The 16830-nt window shown below is 38.3% G+C and carries 13 protein-coding genes; 6 read left to right on the top strand and 7 right to left on the bottom strand.

What is annotated here, in order from left to right; genetic code table 11:
- Positions 1-588 precede the first annotated feature (588 nt).
- Both BC008_RS51590 and BC008_RS27980 read left to right on the top strand, forming a co-directional pair.
- Positions 589-2085: a protein kinase domain-containing protein gene (locus BC008_RS51590; protein WP_027844166.1), complete on the top strand. Its 1497-nt coding sequence runs from the start codon at positions 589-591 to the stop codon at positions 2083-2085.
- 4 nt (positions 2086-2089) lie between these two features.
- Positions 2090-3817: an RDD family protein gene (locus BC008_RS27980; protein ID WP_058184080.1), complete on the top strand. Its 1728-nt coding sequence runs from the start codon at positions 2090-2092 to the stop codon at positions 3815-3817.
- 139 nt (positions 3818-3956) lie between these two features.
- Here BC008_RS27980 and BC008_RS27975 read toward each other — a convergent pair whose 3' ends face one another.
- Positions 3957-5648, bottom strand: a complete 1692-nt coding sequence (locus BC008_RS27975) for an NAD-binding protein (RefSeq protein WP_027844167.1) — start codon at positions 5646-5648, stop codon at positions 3957-3959.
- 622 nt (positions 5649-6270) lie between these two features.
- Positions 6271-7125, bottom strand: coding sequence for an acyl-CoA desaturase (locus BC008_RS27970; protein WP_058184079.1), 855 nt, complete (start codon positions 7123-7125; stop codon positions 6271-6273).
- 330 nt (positions 7126-7455) lie between these two features.
- On the opposite strand from BC008_RS27970, the gene BC008_RS27965 reads away from it, so the two are divergent.
- Positions 7456-8700 carry a TetR family transcriptional regulator gene (locus tag BC008_RS27965; RefSeq protein WP_027844169.1) on the top strand — a complete coding sequence of 415 codons (1245 nt, stop codon included), beginning with the start codon at positions 7456-7458 and terminating at the stop codon, positions 8698-8700.
- A 320-nt stretch (positions 8701-9020) separates the two neighbouring features.
- On the opposite strand, the gene BC008_RS27960 is transcribed toward BC008_RS27965, so the two are convergent.
- The 3 genes from BC008_RS27960 to tyrS all read right to left on the bottom strand — a co-directional run bounded on the left by BC008_RS27960 (position 9021) and on the right by tyrS (position 11829).
- Positions 9021-9770, bottom strand: coding sequence for a hypothetical protein (locus BC008_RS27960; protein WP_153009675.1), 750 nt, complete (start codon positions 9768-9770; stop codon positions 9021-9023).
- Positions 9767-10483, bottom strand: coding sequence for an orotidine-5'-phosphate decarboxylase (gene pyrF, locus BC008_RS27955; RefSeq protein WP_027847009.1), 717 nt, complete (start codon positions 10481-10483; stop codon positions 9767-9769). Before pyrF ends, BC008_RS27960 begins: the two co-directional genes overlap by 4 nt.
- Positions 10484-10623: 140 nt before the next feature.
- Positions 10624-11829: a tyrosine--tRNA ligase gene (tyrS, locus tag BC008_RS27950; RefSeq protein ID WP_027846133.1), complete on the bottom strand. Its 1206-nt coding sequence runs from the start codon at positions 11827-11829 to the stop codon at positions 10624-10626.
- A gap of 239 nt (positions 11830-12068) precedes the next feature.
- Here tyrS and BC008_RS27945 point away from each other — a divergent pair, with 239 nt between their 5' ends.
- A complete protein-coding gene (locus BC008_RS27945) occupies positions 12069-13994 on the top strand; it encodes a transglycosylase domain-containing protein (protein ID WP_027846134.1) in 1926 nt (641 codons plus the stop codon).
- 202 nt (positions 13995-14196) lie between these two features.
- Here the strand turns inward: BC008_RS27945 and BC008_RS27940 are convergent, their stop codons facing one another.
- The gene (locus BC008_RS27940; protein WP_027846135.1) at positions 14197-14520 is read right to left on the bottom strand and encodes a DUF1825 family protein; all 324 of its coding nucleotides are present in this window, start codon (positions 14518-14520) and stop codon (positions 14197-14199) included.
- A gap of 325 nt (positions 14521-14845) precedes the next feature.
- Here BC008_RS27940 and BC008_RS27935 point away from each other — a divergent pair, with 325 nt between their 5' ends.
- On the top strand, positions 14846-15220 hold the full coding sequence (locus BC008_RS27935; RefSeq protein ID WP_027846136.1) for an NINE protein: 375 nt from the start codon (positions 14846-14848) through the stop codon (positions 15218-15220).
- Positions 15221-15234: 14 nt separating this feature from the next.
- Entirely contained in the window at positions 15235-15768 is a 534-nt protein-coding gene (locus tag BC008_RS27930) for a helix-hairpin-helix domain-containing protein (protein ID WP_027846137.1), read from the top strand.
- A 368-nt stretch (positions 15769-16136) separates the two neighbouring features.
- Here BC008_RS27930 and lepB read toward each other — a convergent pair whose 3' ends face one another.
- Positions 16137-16730 carry a signal peptidase I gene (lepB, locus tag BC008_RS27925; RefSeq protein ID WP_027842706.1) on the bottom strand — a complete coding sequence of 198 codons (594 nt, stop codon included), beginning with the start codon at positions 16728-16730 and terminating at the stop codon, positions 16137-16139.
- Positions 16731-16830 lie beyond the last annotated feature (100 nt).

The following is a 16830-nucleotide window of genomic DNA, read 5'->3' as shown; positions in this document are numbered from 1 at the left end:
TTAATAACGAAGACAGACTAATTGTGACGGAATTAATTTCTTACTATAACCCCGTATAAAGCTTATAAAGTATCTCTTTGGAAAAAATATAAATTATGTGGACCGCATAAATTCAATAACCGTATAAACGTTGATGCTATGTGGTAACAATTATAGCAATATACTGAACGAATGAAAATAAGTAAAACTAAAACAGGAAGACCGCGCTAAAAAAATAAAAAATAAAATTGATAGATTTATTTGATTATATTTGGTTTGATTATCATAATTTTTCCACACAATTATCAGAAATTTTTAAACATTTACTGTATATATTAAATGTCAATTCAATATAAACTCAATATTAAACATATATTAACAGCTTAGTATTTCGTTTAAAAAATTATTGAGATTGTGAATTGTTTGTAGAATTTCGTGACATCAGCTCGACAGAGTCTGTCTGTAATTTTATACTTACATAAAAACACGGTAGTAGGAGTACTATTATTGCTCAGATTTAATTAACAAGCTAGTCAACAAACTCCCTAAAATAAAGTATAAAAAAAAACAGAATAATATTCATATCCTGAAAACTGCGTAAGCATATTTATGTTAGGAGCAAGTCTGGTAGGGGAAATACTTCAAGGACATTACCAAGTTACAAAAAAACTAGGTGAAGGTGGTTTTGGGGAAACCTATTTAGCTGTAGATACCTCAAGATTCAATCGACCTTGTGTTGTTAAAAGACTAAAACCCCAGAATCAATCAACCTTTAAATGGGTGCAACAAGCCTTTGAGAAAGAAGCAAAAACTTTAGAAATACTAGGAAAACATTCCCAAATCCCCGAACTTTTAGCTTATTTTCAAGAACAGCAAGAATTTTTTCTCGTCCAAGAATTTGTTGACGCCGATGACTTGCGAAAAAAAATAGTTCGCGGTCAGAAATGGTCTGAGAATCAAGTTATTTTTTTATTACAGAAAATATTAGAAATACTAGCTTTTGTACATCAACACGGAGTTATCCATCGCGATTTAAAGCCAGAAAACATATTATTTTATCAAAATAACCAAGTAGTAATAATTGATTTTGGCGCTGTTAAACAAGTAAGCACAAAAGTTTTTAATACTCAAGGGATGATAACATCTACAACAGCAGTTGTAGGTACTCAAGGATATATGCCAGTCGAGCAACTACGGGGACATCCAATGTTGTGCAGTGATGTTTATGCCGTAGGAATGATTGGTATTGAAGCACTGACAGGTACATATCCTTTGGAATTAGATATTGATACCAACACATTAGAAGTTGTTTGGCGTCATTTAGTTCAAGTAAGAAGCGATCTAGCGGATGTTTTGGATCGCATGATTAGCTATCATCCGAATCAGCGATATAATTCAGCATCAGCTGCATTACAAGCAGTTCAAGAATTAACAAAGACAGTTTATCCAGGAACACCTCAAGTACCAAATGTTACGAATGTTAACTCTACTGTACCCCCAACTTCATCATCACAAGCAAAATCAGTACCATCACGACAACCAACACCAACCCCAACACCATCTTTAAAACAGCAACCCGCACAAAATTTATCCAGTAATACTTCATCTAGTACTGGTTCATCTAGTACTGGTTCATCTAGTAATAGCTCGTTTAGTAATTCGTCAAGCAATTCATGTAATAATTCATTTAATAATTTACCTGTTCCTATTAAGTATGCGGGTATTTCGAGAAGAGTAGTTGCCGACATTATAGACAAAACAATTTTAATTGTTAGTGCTTTAATATTTGACTTAATTACCAGTGGAATTGACAATAATGAGGGATTTTGGCTGAGGTTTTTAGCTGAATATATAATTTTGGGCTTTATATATTCTTTAGTAATGGAAAGTTCTCCCACCCAAGGAACCTTAGGGAAAATGTTATTGGGGATTGCTGTTACTGATATCAATGGAAATCGAATTACATTCGAACAAGCTGCCAAAAGATATATCAGTAAATCTCTTTCATATTTAACTGCTTGCTTTGGTTTTTTTATGGCAGGAGTTACAGATAAAAAACAAACCCTGCACGATAAAATTTCTAATTCTTTAGTTATTAGAAAATAGTAAAATGTCTATTACAAATAATTATGCTGGCTTTTGGAAAAGATTTGTCGCAGTTTTAGTTGATGGTATTATTCTACTAATATTGCAATTCATTGTTGCTTTTGGTGTACCGCCGACCTGGGGTAATTCTAACAATGGTTGGGATAACCCAAAAGTAATTGCTTATAACATTTTTACACTTGTAGTTGGCTGGATGTACTTTGCAATTATGGAAAGTTCTCCCTTGCAGGCTACATTTGGTAAAAAAATCTTAGGAATAATGGTTACTGATGCCCAAGGTAATAAAATTTCTTTTGGTAAAGCTACTGCAAGGTATTTTGGTAAATCTTTTTCGATTCTAATTTGGCTTGCTGCTGGCTTAGTAGCATTAATGGCTCAAAATATCGGGGGAGGAGAATCGCCTTACCAATATTTAGCACTCTTATTATTTTTAATTGGAGCAGGAGTTTTCTTTTTTGGCTATTTAATGGCGGCTTTTACTCCAGAAAAACAAGCGCTTCATGACATTATTGCAAGATGTTTAGTTGTTAAAGGTCAAGACCAAAACGTTAAAATTCCTTGGAAACCATTAGTTGGATTACTTGTTGGTGCGATCGCAGCAGGAAGAGTTGTATCGCAAATACCACAAAAGAGTTTTACAGCAAATTCTAATGTTAATCGTCGTAGCACAAATAGAGTTAACACCCAAAGCACTTCTTCAGAACCGCAAAATAGAAGTAATTCAATTAGAGCAAATAACGGTGTTTTTGCTTCTAACAGTCGTAAAGCTAATATCTGTGGTTCTCAGGAACTATTGATCGATCCGGGGAGAAACAATATAGATGGAAATTGGCGACTGCAATGGACCGGTGGTACTGCTCTTTATGTCGCGACACTACAAATGCAAGGACGTAGGGGAAACATGTTAGTTAAATTTCCCGATGGTAGAGGAGGTAGTAATACTGTTCGGCAGAATATGCAATTGTATACTTCTTCACACGGATTAATTTTACTTGGTTCCAATCCAATTAATACAAAAACTGGCTCGCGCTTTGCTACTTATTTCCCAGATAATTTTTTGATTAGAACAGAACTTGATGGTTCTTTAACCGTTATTAATTGCGACAATGGCGGTAATCGCTCTCCTGTCAGACTCACAGCATTAAATAATATTCCCAGAAACTTCCAAAACTCAATTCCTCCCTCAAGAAGTTCACAAGCATATAATTCTCGACTAAGAAGTTCTCGGCTGAGAAATTTTCGTTCTAGATCTCAAACTAGAAATTCTCAACTTAGAAACTGGTATTCCTATACTTCAGGTGATGGTAGCTATACTGTTAAATTTCCTCGACGTCCAAAGCAACAACGTCGCTCTAATAACAAAGGACAAGATTACGTCTTGGTAACCTATGAAGACAGAGCAACAGGTCGGGGATATTTCACTTCAAGTATTAAATATTCTGGTAGTTCCTCCAGATCTAATGTTAACCGATACTTAAATAGGGCAACTAGTATTATTGCTAAAAGTACCAATTCTAAAATTATTAGACAAAAGAGAATTAGTGATAATGGATACCCTGGAAAAGAAATAATTATGCGGGGTAATAATGGATTTGCTTATAGGGCGAAGATATTAATCGACCCGAGAAAAAGAACTTTATATCAAGCTTTTGTAGTATCTAAATATGGCAAGATATATTTTCCTGAAGCTAGAGGTTTTTTGAAATCTTTTATTATTTCAGAGCAGGTTTGATTTGGGGATTGGAGATTAGGTAATGGGTAATGGGTAATAGGTAATGGGTAATGGGAATAGATAATTGGCAATAATTTGATTGTTAAATTGGATTCGAGCCGAGCCTACTTCAATTAAGCATATTTTAATTAACCACAATTCAATTAACCATGACCTGGGATGGTGCGCGTCGCCATAGTTCGTACAGTCGGTTTGCTGGCATTGTTAAATATAATGTATCTCCACCACTCAGGGAAGTTTCTAATAGATCCCAACCATGAATTGTTTGATGGTTAGTTTCCAGATACAAGGGAACAAAATCAGCACTCATTGCTGCATCTCTGACTTTTTGTCCACAAAAAGGGTGGGAGGGTGTAATTAAAGTAGAAAATGCTACCCAAAGGCTATCAGCAGTAATTCCATTACCAATAATTCGTCCGCCAAGAGCAGCTGCTGCAAAAGCTGGAGCGGCTAGTTCTGCTGGGCTAAGAACAGCTTCAAAGTCAAACACTTCCTGCGCCATCCGAGCAAAGTCTGGATCGGCATAATGGACGATTACGGGTATTCTAGGTGACAGACCCTTAGCTTTCAAGGCAATTTCAACATTAGTTGCATCGTTACCCGTAACAGCAAGTAGTCCAGCAGCATCTTCGATATTACTCGACTTGAGAGTTTCAGGAAAACTAGCATCAGCCTGAATTATGGGAATACCAAGCCTACGGGCTGTATTAACAAAGCGATTATTGATGTTTGGTTCAATAACTACTACTTCATGTCCCCTAGCATTTAATTGTTGAACGATTTTGATCCCAATACCACCCAAACCGCAAACAATATAATGATTTTGACGGGGTACTCTAGCCGCATCCCAAAACTGTTTGAATCGAGTTCCTAAAATAAATTCATTGAGCAAAGCATACCAAATACCAAAGGCTGCTGCTCCAATCAACATCATTATTACAGTAAATATTTTGATACTATTGGGAGCTTGTTCTACAACTTTTTCACTACCACCAGCACCGGTAATCATACCTACAGAAAAATATAAAGCATCAACTATAGAAATATTTAGTTCGGCAGAAACATAAGTAAGAGTAGCAATGGTAATAATAACCATTAACACGATCGCAGCTATAACTACCGATTGAGCATGGTATTGAAACTGCCGCAGATTAGTCAATACTTTAAGTAACTTGGTAATTAATGATTTGCGGGTTGGACGAATACGGGGTTGGGTACCAACAATTAGGCGATCGCCCTCATTTAATTGCTGTCCGGAAGTAACCGCTGAAACCAAATCTATCTCACCTTGAACGGGGAGATAATAAATTAGCATCCGGGAACGGTCTTCCCATAATTCATTTAATTTTTTGCCCAACCAAGGATGATATCTATGAATATATTCTTCATGAATCGGCCAAGTTTGATTAAATAATTTTAATTGTCCAATTAATTGATTGCCCAAAGCTGCAAAAGTAAATACAGGTGCAGCTAAACCAGCAACACTCATGGTCAAATGATTGGGTAATGTTTGATCCAAACGCGAACCCAAACTAGTATTAAAAAAGCGATTAATAATCCGGATGCGGGGATTAAGCACTCGCGCTTGCATCACAATCCATAAATTCAATGCATCGTCTTCACCAGCAATTACTAAAGTATTCGCCTTTTCGATTTCTGCAGCTTTTAGGGTACTAGCTGCATGTAAATCGCCGATAATCACATCTCCAGCACATTCTCCTGCAATTGGTTTGTGATGTATACCGACAACTAATGCTCCTTGCTGTCTAAGCAATCGAAAGACTTTATATCCAGTACGTCCTAAGCTACAGACAATAATTCTAGGTTTCATGAAACGGCTGCATGATTTACATCGATCGGACGCATTTGTGAAATCCCTACAGTTATAATCGCAATCCCTATTTTTGACAGGTAAATTATGATTTGAAATGATGCGGCTCCCGATATTATTAGTTAAATTAGCTTACTGTTTTAGGAGTTTATTCTTAAGTCAAAAATTGATTATGTACTAGGTCATAGACAATCTTGAATAAGAATGAGCCTATGGGATATGTATTCACAATTTTGCCGATTTCAGAGTTATTTAACTGTAGCTGAGGGTACGATTATTTCAAAACAATTAAACTTTTAAGCTGAAGTTCAAGCAGATGGTAAATATTGTCTAATCTTATTGCTAATGAATGTTTATCAGACACTTGAAAATGATTTTGATTTGATGAAATAATAACAGTTTTTTGGTAATTGGTATACGCCCGCACTGCTAACGCAGTGTTAGCATTTGCCTTAGGAATGGTTTAATGCTGGATGTAGGCTGAAAAGGTTGAAATTGCTCTACATCCATTGCTTTACCTAATTTGATAGATCTAGTTGATTATTTAACGGTCCTCGATAATTAGAAAGTGACACAAGAGAGAGATACCTACAATATAAACTTGTTACTACCTACCAATCTTTTAAATATTTGGCATTTTTGATGGATCGGGTAGTGCAACTTTTTTAGCTAAACCTAAAGTCTTTAATAACCCGATCGCCCACCAAGTCATGTCAATTTCCCACCAACGCAAGCCAGATTTAGCTAAGTGAGGAAAAGTATGGTGATTGTTATGCCATCCTTCTCCATAGGTAACAACAGATACCCACCAACAGTTACGAGCGTTATCATCATGATTAAAGGTGCGATAGCCCCACATATGTGTAGCAGAATTAACTAACCAGGTGGAATGCCAAAGTAAAACTGACCGAACAAAAATTCCATAGACAACAAAAGACCAACCACCTAAAACATATAGTAAGAGTCCTAAAGGAATTTGTAAAAATAAAAAGTAGCGATTTAGCCAACGATAGAATCCTTGTCGTGCTAGATCGGGAGCATAATTCTTATATATTTGGTAGTCAAAAAACTCTGGACGAGGGGACAAAATCCATTGCATATGACTCCACCAAAATCCTCTTTTTGCAGAGTAAGGATCTTTATCCAGATCTTCAGTATGAGCGTGATGTTGACGATGTCCCCCAACCCAGAAAATTGGTCCTCCTTGGAGGGACAGTGCTCCCAAAGTTGCAATTATATATTCTAGCCATTTGGGAACTTGAAAACTACGATGACTTAACAAACGGTGATAACCCAAGCAAATACCAATACTCCCTAATAGCCAGTGGAGAAATAGAGTTAGACCTAATGCAGACCAAGAAAAAAACCAAGGAGCCAATAGTGCTAGCAGGTGAAATGTAGCAAAAAATGCTACGTTTACCCGATTAATTGCAGCATAATTACTGCCACTAGAGGCGATCGCCAATTTTGTGTTCATAAAAAATCCTATGAATAGATAGGTGAAAACTTAAGATTTAACTAGGGAGAGGTTTTCTCTCTATACTTCAAAACAAATACTTCAAAACAACAAACTGTCAAACCAACAGATTACTGAAACCATGAAAGCAAGTGTCACTTACATTAAATATGCTAACAATATTTGAATTGTTATGCAAGTGCTACTTGCTTATTTATAATAACTCTTGTGGTTGGACCCGTAATTGTTATAGATTTAGCATTCACCTCAGAGATAAAGATGGTGAGCAGTGCGGTACTTCCGCCTATAGCAAAAAAATTAACTTAACAACCCAGGAGCAAGCTATCGCCTATGTGCGCTCGAACCAATTCAACTCGACAACGTCTGATCCAAGCAGCTTTGGAGTTATTTATATCTCGAGGTGTCAGTAGCACGACCACTCGCCAAATAGCAGAGTTAGCTCAAGTCAATGAAGTTACTTTATTTCGACATTTTGGTAATAAAAACGGATTATTATTGGCTGTAATTCAAGAATCAGAAGTATTTGGGAATTTGGGGGAATCTCTTATCCAGAAAGCGAATCCTCCAGAAAATGTTTACCAAGCACTCAAGGATTATGCAAGTGTTTGCTTGCATGCATTAGAAAAGAATCCAGAATTTGTCAGATCTGTAGTTGGTGAGGCTGACCAATATCCTACAGAAAATCGTCGTGCTTTAGGAAAAGTATTAACTGAAGCTAACGGTCATGTGGCAGAATATTTAGCTTCAGTAATTCAACAGGGTCATTTAACTACTCATTTAACAGCAGAAAAGTTAGCCAGCTTACTAAATGGAATTATATTAGGCTATACGGCGATCGAGTTCACAAGTGAGTTCCACGGACTTTGGGAAGACCGCGATGATTTTCTAGACAACTTGGTGGAATTATTTTTGCATGGAGCAATATCATCTGCAAATGACACTTCATCTGGATTATTGGTCCCTCAGAACGATAGAAATATTAGGACAGTAGCTGATTTACCGGCGAATTTAGTTAATCAAATTTTGCGACAAGCCAAAAAAGCAGGATTACAAGATTATGCTTTAGGATATGTTTTGTTTGGATCTGGATTGTCACCTACAGAAATTTGCAACTTAGAGCGATCGCATCAAATTACAGACACTCGCCAACATCTTTTACAAGTAACAACAAGTGGCGAACAAATGCGCCAAGTCCCTGTAAATCAATGGATTATGGGTAAACGTTATGGCTCTTATACTGCAAATCCATTAACTAAATGGTTGAAAATTCGTAAAGATAGTGAAAGTGCGATGTTTCTCAACGATGATGGTTTACCAATATCAGAATCAGAAATTGAGTCCCAATGGAGAGTTTGGACTGAAGAAATATTAACTCCAGAAGGAAAACCACCTGACGTAGCACAAGCTCAACAAACTTGGTGTGTCGAGATGTTAATGCGAGGCGTTAGCCTGGAAAATATTAGCATTATAACTAATTGGGATTTGGTCAAATTAGAACCCTATGCTCGCAGAGCAAAGGAAAAAGCAGCTATAGAAGAAGCAACTCGCTTGGATCGAAAACCTAATAATAGTTAGATAATGCGATCGCGGATAATAATTTTACTTATTAGAATTAAATATAATAGAAGAAATTGCTCCTTATACCAAATCCGATTTTTAAAAACCCTTTATATTTTTTGGGATTTCCCCCCACACTTCCCACACCTCCCACACTTCCCTCTCTCATTCTAAAAAGGGGTAATTAACCCGGAATTAGTATTACTTGATCTGGGGTAGGGCGAATCACTACTTATATAGCAATCAGTTAACATAATAGATAACTTCAGCGCATAAGCGCAAGCATCGCAAATCCCGTTTCAATTGCTCAATCCGAATAATTATCAAACTAGTAATTATCAGCTTCTTCGACTTGTGCTTTCAGCGACTCGACAATCTCGCAACCAAGTTTTAATTGCTTGTCCAACAACACCATTGCTACTATCACGTGGAGGGGTCGGTGGTTTACTCTTAGGGTAAGAACCTGTTTGAGTAAACATCATTACCATATGCCAACCATCTTTAGTTTTAGTTAAAAACAAGCGATGAAATTGCTGCGACTGAATGGGTTTTTTTTGAATATATTTTCTTTCTAGAGTAGTAAAGAAAACTTGCTTAACGTCTTTATCTTGTGATTTTTTCGATCTATTTCCTGTATCTTCAAGAATGTTGGTAGGTAATGGCGAAAATTCAGGTTTTCCCGCCATCAACATATAACTGTAAGTTTGTGTAGTCCTGCTCAAACGACGAGACCGTTGGCTAACACGATTGGCGTAACCCGGTAGATCGCGTAATAACTTGGTCATTAATGCTTCTACATCTTTCTCCATACAAACAGATAATTTGCGAGAAAAATTTATGCTTTGTTTCTCTTGAAAATAATTACTATTACTTGTATCTTGCTGCTTACTCCAATTCGAAAGGTAAATTTCTCTAGAACTTTGAGAATGATTCAATCTTCCTGAAAACTTTGATACGTAATTACTAGATCCATAGACTGAATCAATCAAAGCCAAATTTATGACTTGGAAAAATAAGCTTGCGATGAATAAAGAAGCAATTTGTAGAGATTTGAATTTAGGGAGAAGCAAAGAATAAATTATTTTCATGTAGTTGTGATCAACTCTGCACAGATTTTTTCCCAAGCTAATATCGGCTCAGTAGATGCAGTAATAGGACGTCCAATAACTAAATAATTTGCTCCAGCCTTTATTGCTTGCGCGGGAGTAAAAGTTCGTTTTTGGTCGTCTTTGTCCGCCCAAGTGGGACGTACCCCAGGACAAACCAATAGAAAATCATCGCCACACACTTCGCGTAATTGGAATGCTTCTTGGGGCGAACATACAGATCCATTCAAACCAACTTCTTTTGCCATTAATGCCATTTGCAAGACATATTCAGGCAATTCTAAAGGTATTTTCAAGTCAAATGCTAACTGTCGTGAAGAAATACTTGTAAGCAAGCTAATAGCAATTAAACGCGGTGGCTGTAAACTAAGCTTATTTGCTTCCTCTGTTGCTGCTTCTTTCGCTGCTTTTAAAGCATCTTTCCCTGCTGCTGCGTGAATTGTCAATAAATCCACTCCATAACGAGCAGCGCTACGACAAGCACCAGCAACCGTGTTAGGAATATCGTGGAACTTCAAATCCAAAAAAATTTTTTTCTCTTTACACTTCAAATATTCCAAAACTTGTGGTCCAGAAGCAGTAAAAAGTTCTAAACCAACTTTCCAAAAACTAACTTCGTCTAATTTTTCTACTAATACGATCGCACTTTGCAGATCGGGAACATCTAAAGGAACGATAATTTTGTTATTTGTCACCGTTAAAAAGTAAGGGGTAATGGGTAATTGGTAATGGGTAATTGGTAATGGGTAATGGGTAACTGATAACTGTAGCCCGTAAGGGCGTGGCGTTAGCCATAAACTGTTAACTGTTAACTAATAACTGGTAAATCCCCAACTTACCCAACAAGCTTGATAAATTTCTTCTTACCAACTTGCAAAACTTGTCCTTCCAATTCACTAACTTGTTCAAATGTAGTATCAATATCGGTAATGCGATCGCCACTCAAACGCACGCCACCTTCTTGAATTTTTCGTCGACCTTCGCCACTACTTTTACACAAGCCACTAGCGTTAAGGATATAAAATAATTTTGCCGGAAATTCTACTTGAGTAAGGGAAAATTCAGGAATTTCTCCTTGTTTACCACCTGATTTTGCTGCGGCTTCAGCTTCTTGAACAGCTTTCTCCCCGTGATACTGTCTGACAATTTCTCTAGCTAGTAAATATTGCTGTTCGCGAGGATTTTCTGGTAATTTATCTAAAGGTAAATCAGTTAACAATTCAAAGTATTGCTTTAACAAACTATCTGGGACACCTTGTAGTTTTTGATACTTAGAGGCAGGGTGTTCTGGTAAAGCTACATAATTATTCAAAGATTTAGACATTTTTTGCTCGCCATCCGTACCAATTAAAAGAGGTAACAACAAGCAAAACTGTGGTTTTTGTCCAAAATGGCGCTGTAAATCTCGCCCTACAGCAAGATTAAATTTTTGGTCGGTACCGCCCAATTCTACATCTGCTTCTAAAGCAACAGAATCATAGCCCTGCATTAAAGGATAAAGAAACTCATGCAAGTAAATCGGATTTTCTTTTTTGTAGCGTTCGGCAAATCCTTCTTTTGCCAGCATTTGTCCAACAGTCATGGTAGAAAGTAATTCCAATATCTTGCCTAAATCTAACTTCCCAAGCCATTCTGAGTTATAACGGATTTCTAGTCGTCCGGGTGTATCAAAATCTAAAATCGGTCGAACTTGATCTATATAAGTTTGGGCATTTTTCTTCACCTCTTTTTCCGTAAGTTGCCGTCTGGTTTGGGATTTACCCGTCGGATCGCCAATACGAGCTGTAAAATCACCAATCAGGAGAATTGCGGTATGACCTGCATCTTGAAATGCTCGCAATTTCCGTACTGGTATGCTGTGTCCGAGGTGGATATCGGTACCTGTAGGGTCAATGCCAAATTTAATTCGTAAGGGACGATCTGTAGTTTCTAAAAGCTTTTCGAGACTTTCATTTTCACTTTCAGCATTTGAAGATTGAGGTAAAGGTTGAGGAAAAATTTCTACAGTGCCACGATGCAGCCAAGCAAAATCTTGCGCCATACTAGTAAATCCATTGTCAGTTATCGGTTAATCGCCATGCCATAAGGCTTGAATGTTAACAGTTAACAGCGAACAGTTAACAGTTTTTCAATAATTTAAGTAAATAACAAGTTTGTTAAGTCACTCTTGATTCGCCTGGGAGTTTACCTGCCAAGCTAATATAATTGCAGAAAATAAACCGCTTTGCTTTACCTGCTTAATTTACACGCTATATATACAAATGAGGAAGTAAAAACACCGTGTCGTCTAGGACTTTTGAACAAAATCAGCCCGAACGTCAAAATTTATCGGTTTTCGAGTTTGTCAAGGGAGTTGGTCAGGTAACTGGTGGTACTCTCCTTGCACTCGCAATGCTGACAAGCTCTATTGTAGCCGGAGGTTTGGTTGGTTTAGCAATCAGTTTCCGTAACCTACCGGATGTGAGACAGCTTCGTAGTTTTGTGCCTACAGAAACTACTCACATGTATGACGTAAAAGGTAAACTTTTGACTAGTATTCATGGTGAAGCGAACCGTGAAGTTGTACCTTTAGAAAAAATTTCTCCTCACCTCAAACGTGCTGTACTGGCGATGGAAGACGATCACTTCTATCAACACCACGGTATTAACCCTGCTGGTGTAGGACGTGCTTTGGTCGTAAACTTAAGGGGAGGTGAGGTTTCCCAGGGTGGTTCCACCATCACCATGCAATTGGTGAAAAACCTGTTTTTAAATCGCAGACGACAGTTTGAGCGAAAAATTGCAGAAGCTGTATTAGCTATTCGCTTAGAACAAATATTTAAAAAAAATCAAATTTTAGAAATGTACCTCAATCAAGTGTATTGGGGACATAATAATTATGGGGCTCAAACTGCTGCACGTAGTTACTTTAATAAAACTGCAGATAAACTTACGCTTGCTGAAGCGGCGATGATGGCAAGCTTAATTCAAGCACCAGAAAGATACAGTCCCTTTGGAAATATGAAAGGGGCAAAAGAACAACAAGAAATTGTTTTGGGGCGAATGCTGAAATTAAATTGGATCACCCCAGAAGAATATGAAGAAGCTGTCAAACAAGAAATTAAACTTGGTAAAATACAATCTTTCCGCAGTAGTAATTTGCCTTACATAACGAATGCTGTATCTCAGGAATTAGCGAAGAAGTTTGGGCGCGATGCTTTACTTAAAGGAGGTATGCGAGTACAAACCACTGTAGATATTAATTTTCAAAAAATGGCGGAGAAGACCGTCAGTAAGTGGCATAATCGACTTCTGCGGCGTGGATTATATAAAAATCAAATTGCTCTTGCTGCAGTAGATCCTCGAACTCATTTTGTGAAAGCACTAGTTGGCGGAGTAAATTATAAAACCAGTGAATTTAACCGCGCTACTCAAGCTTTGCGACAACCAGGTTCTTCATTTAAACCACTGGTTTATTACACAGCTTTCGCTACAGGTAAATATACTCCTAATACAACCGTCTACGATACGCCAGTAAGATATCGAGATGGTAGGGGTTGGTATTATCCCAGAAATTACGATAATAGTTTTGCTGGACCAATGCCAATTCGTAGAGCTTTGGCTTTATCCCGAAACGTTCCTGTAATCAAAGTGGGCAAAGCTATAGGGATGAATAAAGTTGTTGAAACTAGTCGCACTTTGGGAATTATGAGTCCAATGTCACCAGTTACATCCTTACCCTTGGGAGCAATTGGAGTAACCCCATTAGAAATGGCTGGTGCATATGCGACTTTAGCAAACTATGGTTGGCAATCTCCAACAACAGTCATGTTGCGTGTTACTGACAGTAGTGGTAATGTATTGTTAGATAATACACCTAAACCTCAGCTAGTTCTTGACCCTTGGGCTGCAGCCTCAACAATTGATATTATGCGCTCGGTTATTGCTCCAGGGGGTACAGCGCCCAATGCGGCAATTGGTCGTCCCGCAGCAGGGAAAACTGGAACTACTTCTTCTGAAAAAGATATTTGGTTTGTAGGTACAGTACCTCAACTAACAACTGCAGTTTGGGTAGGTAGAGATGACAATAGGACTTTATCTAGAGGTGCAACAGGAGGTGGAATGGTAGCTCCAGTGTGGCGCGATTTTATGATGCAAGCACTAAAAAATCAACCCAAAGAAAACTTTAAATCACCTTCAAAATTTCCTCGTCCAAAGTCCAGGTAAGCCCAATTTAAGCCAACTAATTACAGAGATGGCTTTTGCTTAAAGACTAGGAGATTTTCTGTTCTCTATCTTGCGACTCTTGCCCACCCTACGGGGTGGCTGCACCGGATTGCAACTTGCGTTGTTGCTTGGTAGTCGCGCTGTTCCCTGTTCCCTTTCAGGCAAAATACGACGTCCTAATTTTTATTATCTACTGTTAAAACTAATTTTGCCGATCTAACTCAGCTTTCATTCTTTCCAATGTCGAGTTCATTTGATCGAACATTTGTTGGGGGGTAACCCCAAACTGACCCAGTTGAGTTTTGAGTTGTTCCATGGTCATTTGCGCCATAAAATCTTCGGACAACTCAAAACGTTTCATGAACACTCGATAGCGTTCCATCATTGCTTCCATTTGTTCGATGAACAGCTTTTTGCCTTCTCGATCGAACTTGCCGTAACTATTACCAAGTTTGATTAGTCCTTGGTAGTCTTCAAAAAGTTGTTTTGCTTCTTGTTGTACTATATCAGAGTCGAAGAATCCCATTTTGCTTTATATAACCTGAGCGACAATACCCAGCAGCTTTTAATTTTCCCACTAGTTTTATTCTAGTGTAGGCAATTCATAAAGGTGAACAAGTTCGTTTTCGGGTACTGTTTTTTACCCAGATATCAACACTTGACTGTTTTATGGGGGATTGGCGACTAGCGACTGGGTAATAGGGTCAGGGTAATTCCGCAATAAGGCTGCAAGTCTCATATGGATTTAGCGTCTACGTCAAGCATGTGACGTAAAAATTCATTCACCAATCCCCCCCAATCCCCAGTCCCTAATCCCTAATCCCCACCAACAAACAAATTTATAAAGGGAAATGTTTAATCAGCGCAAAAGTCGAAGTATTGCTGCAATTCTAGCTTTTTCAGGAACATTGACAATTTCAGGATTGCATAAATTTTATTTAGGACAACCCCTGTGGGGTATTTTATACGTGTTACTATCTTGGACCCCAATTCCCAAAGTTGCCAGTGCAATCGAAGGGGTTTGGTATTTAGCTCAAGATGAAGAAGCTTTTGATCGCAATTTTAATTTGGGTAAATCCGCTGTTAAAAGTTTCAAACAAACCGGTCAGCAGGTATCATCTGTAGCTGAGGCTTTGCGAGAACTAGATTCTCTACGCCAAGATGGATTAATATCTGAATATGAATTTGAGCAAAAACGCCGCCAACTGCTAGATGAAATATCTTGAATCCAAAGAGCATCGTGAATAATTGGTTGCCATTAAATCCCAGACTACAGAGATTGCGTTCCAAATTACTTAACGATCCATATTATCGGCTACAATCTGCTGAAGAAATTGCGATCGCGGCTCAAGTTGGTATCCGTATCGATGTTAATCAAGCAACGGTAGATGATTGGTTGCGATTACCCGGTTTGTCAATTCACCAAGCTCGCTCTTTAGTTGAATTAGCGGCTGGAGGGGTAAAATTTTACTGTATAGAAGATATAGCAGCGGCTTTGAGTATGCCAATACAAAGATTAGAGGTACTCAAACCGATTCTTAGTTTTACTTATTACGATGAAGAATCTTTAGATAGCCCAGTTCACTTAATCAATCCCAACACAGCAGACGTAGAGAGTTTGGCAAAAATACCTTTTGTCGATCTATCTTTGGCGCAAGGTATAGTAGAAAACCGTTTATCGGCAGGGCCTTACCGAAATTTAGCAGATTTTAAGCGACGCCTAAAGCTACCCGCTGATGTAATTGCCCAACTGATGTATTTTTTGAGATTTTAGCGATCAGGTAATGGGTAATGAGTAATGAGTAATAAGTAATAAGTAATAAGTAATAAGTAACAAGTAATGTTAGCGTTCACCGCAGGTGCATCTTGGATGCGCTTACAGCGAACAGGGGGGCGCGTTAGCATTCGCCGCTCGTGGCGCGCGGTCTAGCGGGACACGTAAGTGTACACAGCGTACAGTAATGAGTAGGGAGGAGTTACTAGTCACCAATCCCCAGTCCCCAGTACCCAGTCCCCATATGCCGCTAAGAACGCGCGGCTGCTAACGCAGTGTACCGTAGGTATTGCGCCACGTTCATCCGTAGGATGCGTCCAAACGCGCAGCACCTTCTCAGCGGCGGCATGCAGTGCTATCCCCAAGCATCAAGTCGATCCAATGCGATCAAAAGGCCAAAACCGAAATACTGCGCGACCAATGATATTTTCTTTGGGAACGAAACACCAATAGCGGGAATCTCGACTATCGTTACGATTGTCCCCCAAAACAAAAAATTCATTAGTTGGAACTAGCTGCTGTTGACAAAATTGTGGATTTTCTCTGTCCGGGTAAGGACGTTCTGGAGCTTCGGCAATGTAGTTTTCTTCCAAGGGTTCATTGTTAAGAAATACTGTGCCATCTTTTATCGCAACCGTTTTTCCCGGTTCGCCAATTATTCGTTTAATAAAGGCTTGGTCCTTCTCAAATCCTTGACGCTGTAATCTTTCTGGTGGCAAAAAAACTATAATGTCACCAATTTTTGGTGGATGAAAACGATAGGATATTTTTTCTATAATTAGGCGATCGCCAGTATGTAAAGTTGGAAGCATTGAACCTGTAGGGATCAATCGAGGTTCAGCGATAAAAGTACGAATTAAAAACGCTAATAATAAAGCAATACCAATTACGATTAGGTTTTCTCGCAGACTGTTCCATCGATTGAGGGCTACTTTTTTTGATTCACTTTCTTTAGAATTCATAATACATATTCAAAAATTAAACAGATACCTTGATTATTTTGAAGCTAAAGGTATGCTTCTTTGCCATGCCGACTTTACACCTTGTCTCTTTTGTGAGTAG

Origin of the sequence: Mastigocoleus testarum BC008 (assembly GCF_001456025.1) — a bacterium.
In the GTDB taxonomy this organism is placed as follows: domain Bacteria; phylum Cyanobacteriota; class Cyanobacteriia; order Cyanobacteriales; family Nostocaceae; genus Mastigocoleus; species Mastigocoleus testarum.
Note: the sequence above shows the minus strand (reverse complement) of the source record. Positions and strands in the feature narration are given on the sequence as shown.